The sequence below is a fragment of the Fluctibacter halophilus genome (assembly GCF_020687825.1).
Classification (GTDB): domain Bacteria; phylum Pseudomonadota; class Gammaproteobacteria; order Enterobacterales; family Alteromonadaceae; genus Fluctibacter; species Fluctibacter halophilus.
The window spans coordinates 64,548-71,639 of sequence record NZ_JAJEWP010000008.1 but is presented as its reverse complement, the minus strand read 5'-3'; the positions used below and the strand labels follow the sequence as shown (position 1 = coordinate 71,639).

Annotated in this window: 6 protein-coding genes; 4 read left to right on the top strand and 2 right to left on the bottom strand. The window is 50.5% G+C overall.

Annotation, left to right across the window (positions count from 1 at the left end):
• The first annotated feature begins 469 nt into the window (after window positions 1-469).
• Entirely contained in the window at window positions 470-919 is a 450-nt protein-coding gene (locus LJ739_RS18445) for an RNA recognition motif domain-containing protein (RefSeq protein ID WP_229162997.1), read from the top strand.
• 100 nt (window positions 920-1,019) lie between these two features.
• On the opposite strand, the gene LJ739_RS18440 is transcribed toward LJ739_RS18445, so the two are convergent.
• Window positions 1,020-2,390, bottom strand: coding sequence for a DUF5610 domain-containing protein (locus LJ739_RS18440; protein WP_229162995.1), 1,371 nt, complete (start codon window positions 2,388-2,390; stop codon window positions 1,020-1,022).
• Between the two features lie 167 nt (window positions 2,391-2,557).
• Here LJ739_RS18440 and trmA point away from each other — a divergent pair, with 167 nt between their 5' ends.
• Complete coding sequence (gene trmA, locus LJ739_RS18435) at window positions 2,558-3,655, top strand: tRNA (uridine(54)-C5)-methyltransferase TrmA (protein ID WP_229162993.1); 1,098 nt, start codon at window positions 2,558-2,560, stop codon at window positions 3,653-3,655.
• Here trmA and fabR read toward each other — a convergent pair.
• Entirely contained in the window at window positions 3,652-4,257 is a 606-nt protein-coding gene (gene fabR, locus LJ739_RS18430) for an HTH-type transcriptional repressor FabR (protein WP_229162991.1), read from the bottom strand. The genes trmA and fabR overlap by 4 nt on opposite strands.
• A 143-nt stretch (window positions 4,258-4,400) precedes the next feature.
• Between fabR and LJ739_RS18425 the strand changes: the two genes are divergently transcribed.
• Together LJ739_RS18425 and sthA are read left to right on the top strand one after the other, a co-directional pair.
• Window positions 4,401-5,528, top strand: a complete 1,128-nt coding sequence (locus tag LJ739_RS18425) for a fatty acid desaturase (RefSeq protein ID WP_229162989.1) — start codon at window positions 4,401-4,403, stop codon at window positions 5,526-5,528.
• Window positions 5,529-5,638: 110 nt separating this feature from the next.
• Window positions 5,639-7,081 carry a Si-specific NAD(P)(+) transhydrogenase gene (gene sthA / locus LJ739_RS18420; protein ID WP_229162987.1) on the top strand — a complete coding sequence of 481 codons (1,443 nt, stop codon included), beginning with the start codon at window positions 5,639-5,641 and terminating at the stop codon, window positions 7,079-7,081.
• Window positions 7,082-7,092: the final 11 nt, after the last annotated feature.

Here is a 7,092-nt window from a genome sequence, read left to right as displayed (position 1 = left end):
TAACGAGTGCCCACACAGATTGTCTTGTTATCAATTGTTAAAGAACAGTGCCAAAAACGTTCGTTTCCGGCTGCTTGGAGTGTCTCAGGACTCTCTCAAGCGGGACGCGCATTCTACGCTTTCCCATGTCGATGTCAACAGATTTTTTCAAATTAATTTCGAATCCATCTCGCTGCATCCCGCTTCCCGCAAGCCTTACAGCTATCGACTGAAACTCAGTCCGGGTTGCGCCGCTTCAAGGTTTGCCCCGAAGCGAGCGCGCATTCTACAGGCCTTAAGATTCAGATCAACCGTTATTTCAAAAAAAGCGTTTAACTGCGCATTTTTGCACCAACAATGCCTGTTTAACCCAGTAAAAAGGCGCTAACAGGAATAATTCGACGCAAAATTGGCGAAACCGTGCGGATTGAGTAACATAGGAGGTGATAACTATAACTCATAAACATAAACACACGTCTTAGGCCGTTACATGAAATCATCATTACTTAGTTCTATTATTATCTCCATTATTCTCGCCATCGTCGCTTTTGTGGTTGCGCCCACGGATCTTGCCAGCAGCAACCTTGTTCTGGCAGCCGGTATCCTTATCGGTGGTGTTCTGGTACCACTGATAGCGACACTGTTTTCCTCAGGATCTGGGGACGCCAGTGTCAGCTTAAAGTCAACACCAACAACGTTGTATGTTGGCAACCTGCCTTATAAGGCAAGCGAAGATGACGTAAAGCTGCACTTTCAACAAGCCGGCAAAGTTCATTCCGTTCGTCTTATGAAAGACCGCCGTACCGGCAAGCGCAAAGGCTACGGCTTTGTTGAAATTGACAGTAAAGCGGCAGACAACGCCATTGCCCAGCTTAACGATTGCGAATTTCAGGACCGCACACTTAAAGTTCGCCTGGCCAAAGAAAAGGCCAACGACTGATCGGACCGCACACAATAACAAAGGCCAGCATTTTTGCTGGCCTTTTTATTTTCTATTGACTGTTGAGGCTAACGAATACCTTTCGTTGACCTATCAGTCCCTATTCAGCACTGTCAGCAGATGTAACTGGCGTAGCCTCAACAGCCTGCGTCTGTGGCAGGTTATTTAACAACTGATTGTTAAAGGTATGGAAGCGATTTATCGCTGTGACCAGATCATCCGCCTGCACTTTCTGCAGACGGTGCATAATGCCATTGATCAAATCCGCGTAGGCCGTTCCGTCCTGCAACTTCTCATTGGATTGCTCCATCACACCCAACATCTTGTCGAGATACTGGCTTAGCGGTTTAACCGTCTGGCTGGGCAATTCCTGGTTTTCCCGGTAGTGGGAAATATTTTCGTAGGCAGAAATCACCTGCACCTGATCGGTACGCTGCAAGTTCAACGCAAAACCCGTCAACTCTTTTTCATCAAAACCTTGTTCGATGGCTTTATTGTATGCCGCCTCAACATCACCGTCGAAAAACAGGTCAGCCAGGTCCTGCACATCTTTCACCAGACCGGCGATGGCATCCAGTTCACCTTTATCCAATTCACCCTGCAACGAAAATGACAGCTCTCGCTGCTGATAAAACTGGTACTGCAGGCTTGATGTCTGGGTTGATGCCGGCGTGTCGTTAGCTTCGGAGGCATCAGCCTCTGCGCCCTCGACTGGATTGTCGCTCTGCGCCTCTGGTGAGGCTTGTTGGTCCGGACTGACCGGCACCGGCTCAACCGGTTCGATTGAGCCTTTCTCGATCAGTTGCTGACGGATCAGTGAAAACTGTTCCAGATCTTCAAAACGCAATTGCAGTTCGTCGCCATCACGGGTGCGGATGGTTAAGTCTGCGCTGCGCTGTGTTTCCAGGCTTATCGATTGCTGCACACGTGCCGTTTGTTGCGTTGTTTCATCATCCAGCCCGAAGATCTTCTGTTCCAGACGCTTAATACCGTCTTCAATCAACGACTGGCTGCTAGCTATGCCATCTTTGATGTCGTCATTCATCAAGCCCGCCAGGTCTTTTTCAGCCATTTTAATGCCGCGCAGTACTCCTTCGCGGGCCTGAGAAAACATGGCCTGAAGTTTCTCTTCATCCGCACCTTTGGCTGCGGCATGCTTGATTGCACCACCGACGAAGGACAATACGTTCTTGGCGACTTCCTCGAAGTCAAACAAAGAAGCTGGTTTATCTTTCTGTTCAGGTAGGTTTGGACGTTGTCCATCCAGAGAAACATTGTCACGCATCGCACCGCGGTACACTGACAACCCGACCGTGGTTGCAGAACTGAGCTTGGCCACCTGACCGGGTGGCAGCGGGGGATTCTGGGCTTGCTTCATCCCCATGTCGCGCAACTCTTGTTGCAATTGCTGACGAGGCGTTGTGCCGTCAGCCTTATTGTTCAAAAACGCCTTGATGTCACCGATATTCATGTTAATCGCCTCAATACCCTCACCGTCTTTATCGGCGATTTGTGATTATATTTTAGCCTTTTTTATTCAACTCTACTGCGCTGTGCCACAGAACCACAGGAAGCCTTGGCACTGAGCGGCAAACTCATTACAATTCGCGCACATTAAGCCCAACAAGGCCTACCATCATGCGCCCAATCGATATCGATCCCAATCAGTATGAACACCAGCTAGCCGAAAAAGTGTCTTGGTTAAGCACAGCATTTGACGGTGTATCCATGCCTGAACCGGAGATCTTCCGCTCTGCACCACTTCACTACCGGCAACGGGCGGAATTCAGGGTCTGGCACGAGGGTGATGATTTATTTCACATCATGTTTGACCAAGCCACCAAAGAAAAGTACCGGGTTGACCAGTTTCCCCCTGCCAGTGAGCTGATCAATCGGGTGATGCAGGATTTATTGGCACTGCTACGTCCGAATGAACATGCACGCCGCAAACTGTTTCAGATCGACTATTTGAGCACCCTCAGTGGCGAGATCGTTGTGTCGCTGCTGTATCACCGGCCCCTGGATGAACAATGGCAACAGGCAATATCCGGCATTCTGGCCGAATTACGCCGAGATTACCGGATTGATATCATCGGCCGGGCCCGCAAACAAAAGATCATCATCGACCGGGACTACGTGATTGAGCAGTTACCGGTGGGCGATAAAACCTTCACCTTTAAACACATCGAAAACAGCTTTACCCAACCCAACGCCGGTGTAAATCAACACATGATCGGTTGGGCACTGGATGTTACCCGTAACATCGGTGGTGACCTGCTTGAGCTGTACTGTGGGCTGGGTAATTTCAGCTTACCCATGGGCGACAATTTCGACAAAGTGATCGCCACCGAAATTGCCAAGCCGTCAGTTGCCGCGGCGCAGTATAATATCGCCGCCAACAACATTGACAACGTGACGATTCTTCAAATGTCGAGTGAGGAGTTTGTTGATGCCCAACGGGGCGGAAGTGCGGTGAAGAAGCTCAAAGGGGTGGATTTAGCCGACTACGCCATCAGCACCGTACTGGTGGACCCACCTCGGGCAGGATTAGATGAGGATACCTGCCGGATGATCAGTGACTATGCCAACATTGTGTATATTTCCTGTAGTCCGGAAACACTGGCCAGAGACCTGCAAAGCCTGACGCAGACCCATGATATCGAGCGTTTCGCGTTGTTTGACCAATTCCCTTATACCCATCACACGGAATGCGGCGTATTCCTGCGGCGGCGTTAGTCTTCGTCGTTTAGTGGCGACTGCGCGCCATTGGCAATAAAGCGTAGCTGGAGCTTCAACCGGGTTGCCAGCTGACGCTGTTGCTCCTCCTGCATGTCCAACGCAGAGGCGCCGGCACTGAACACCAGCTTCACCATGGCCTCAGCTTGCAGATTGGCGGTTTCTCGATCCAGCCCTGTCGTCGCCATAATGTAATCCGTTAACTCGGCGATGAAATGGTGTATTTCACGCAACACCGCGGCGCGAAACGCATTCGATGTGCCGGTGTGTTCCCGCAACAACAGTCTGAAAACATTGCTGTTGGCAGTAATAAACTCCATGAATGTGTCTACTGACGTGCTAATCGCACTGCCGCCAGATGCAATGCGCAGGCGTGCCTGGCGCATCAATTGCCGCAGCGCCAATCCCCCTTCGTCAACCAAGGTCAGCCCCAATTCATCCATGTCCTTGAAATGACGATAGAAGGAAGTGGGAGCAATGCCCGCAGAGCGCGCCACTTCGCGCAGACTGATGCTTGACAAACTGCGCTGCTCGTCCAACAAACTGTAGGCAGCATCAATAATGGCACGTCGCGTTTTCTGCTTTTGCTCTTGCCTACTCATTTCCATTCCAAGGTTTGTTGGTCGCTAATCGACAAATTAGCTTGTTTTATAGCGACTTAATCCGATGTCGGCCATTTTAGCCTTGCCAGCCTCTCGCGCAAAGGATAAATTAGCGAACACTTGTAAGCTGAATAAAGATGTCCATGAACAAACCCCGATTAATACTCACAAATGTACTGGTCTTTCTGATCACCGGTTTGGTTGCATTGGTGGGTGTGCCGTTGGAAGCCTATTTCTATGGCTTTGACGGTTTCGAACTGGCTGTGTGCCTGTTTCTGATTTATTTCTCCGGTATGTCGATTACCGCAGGCTATCACCGGTTATGGTCGCATAAGGCCTATCAGGCGTCCGGCGTCGTTCGCGTGATCCTTGCCATTGGTGGTGCAATGGCATTGCAAAACAGTATTCTGCACTGGGCGTCGGATCACCGCATTCATCACAAACACGTCGATGACAACGACAAAGATCCTTATTCGGCCAAACGGGGTTTTTGGTATTCGCACATCGGATGGATGTTGCGAGAATATCAGGCCCACCGCTACAGCGACTATTCCAACTGCCGTGACCTTAAGAAAGATCGCGTCGTGATGTGGCAGCACAACCACTACCTAGCGATCATGCTGGCCAGCAATATTGGTATTCCCGTGTTGTTGGGTTGGCTAAATGGGGATATCTGGGGCATGTTTTTATTGGCCGGCGTGTTCCGCCTGGTCGCGGTTCATCATGTCACCTTTTTCATCAATTCATTGGCGCACATCTGGGGCAAGCAACCCTACACCGACAAAAACACTGCCCGAGACAACGGGATTCTGGCCTTCTTCACCTTTGGTGAGGGATACCACAATTTCCACCATATCTTTGAATATGATTATCGCAACGGGATCCGCTGGTACCAGTTTGATCCTACAAAATGGCTGATCCGTGGCCTGTCGGCGGTGGGCCTTGCCAGTCACCTGCGTCGAACCCCAGAGGAACGTATTGAAAAAGCCCAGTTGGCCATGCAACTGCAGCAGACCCAGCAAAAGGCCGCCCATTTACCCAATGGTGAAGAACTGCTCGCCCTTGTACAACAGGAATATGAGCAACTGCTACACCGGGTAAACGAATACTACGATGCGAAGAAGCGTCTTATGGAACTCAAAGCTCAGGCGTTGAAAGACAGTTACGCCAACCTTGATGTTCAGTTCCAGTACCGCGAATTGAAACAACGACTGGCCTTACAACGGGAAAAGTGGCTGGCGGTCTGCGCACTGCAACTACACCCCGCCTGACCCATTCAGCAGGTGCATCAGGCACCTGCGCTGTCCTCCCAGTTTGCACTATACTTTTTAACTGTTGATCAGTAAGTTAGTGATAAACCTGTGGCCCGAGGACAGTCAGCATGAGCAGCAAGAAAAACCCTAAGCACAGCCCCTCCGCGAAGAACCCCCCTTACCAATACGACGCCGTTGTGATTGGTACTGGCCCTGGCGGTGAAGGGGTTGCGATGCAATTGTCCAAGGCAGGTAAAAAGGTCGCGGTGGTTGAGCGCCATGAGTCAGTCGGCGGTGGCTGTACTCATTGGGGCACGATACCGTCCAAAGCCCTGCGTCATTCAGTTAGTCGTCTGATTGAGTACAACAGTAACCCGTTGTTCAATGACACCTATCAGACCCACTCTCTGACCTTTAAACAGATCCTCAAACATGCCAGTGGTGTGATCCGCAAACAGGCCAATTTGCGCGGTAGCTTCTACGAGCGAAACCGTGTCACAACCATCAACGCAGAAGCCTCTTTCATTGATGCCAATACCTTGCGGCTTAAACATCCTGACGGCTCGGAAGACACCATCACCACCGAAAAAGTCGCCATTGCAACAGGCTCTCGTCCCTACACGCCAGACGATATCGATTTTACCCACCCTCGCATTTATAACAGCGACACCATTTTGTCGTTAAATCATGAACCGAAAACCGTCATCGTCTACGGTGCCGGGGTGATTGGTTGCGAATATGCCTCAATATTCAGAGGCATGGGGATCAAAGTGGATCTGGTCAACATGCGCGACCGGCTGCTGTCATTTCTGGATGCTGAAGTGTCAGACTCTCTGAGCTATCACTTCTGGAACAACGGTGTGGTGATCCGAAATACGGAAAGCTATGCCTCGGTAGAGGGTCGGGAAGACTGTGTCATTTTAAATCTGGAATCGGGTAAGCGTATGCGCGCCGATTGCTTGCTGTTTGCCAATGGACGTACAGGTAATACCGATATGCTTAACCTTGATGCCATTGGTTTAAAAGCAGACTCCCGGGGGCAATTAAAGGTCAATCACAACTACCAGACCAGCGTGCCAAATGTTTATGCGGTGGGAGACGTTATCGGCTATCCAAGTCTCGCCTCGGCGGCCTACAACCAGGGCCGTTTTGCCGCCGAAGCCATGTTGCAGGGCGAATGTCATGACAGTCTGGTGGAAGACATTCCTACCGGTATCTATACGATCCCCGAAATCAGCTCTGTGGGTAAAACAGAGCAAGAACTGACCCAGATGAAAGTCCCCTATGAGGTTGGGCGCGCTCAATTCAAGCATCTGGCCCGGGCTCAGATCGCTCGGACCCTGGTAGGTCACCTGAAGATTTTATTTCACCGTGAAACCAAGCAGATACTGGGCATTCACTGTTTTGGTGAGCGGGCTTCTGAAATCGTCCATATCGGACAGGCGATCATGCAACAGAAGGGAGATGCCAATACCATTGACTATTTTGTCAATAATACCTTCAACTACCCGACCATGGCTGAAGCCTACCGGGTCGCTGCACTGAACGGATTAAACCGGATTTTTGAATAACGGAAGCGAAC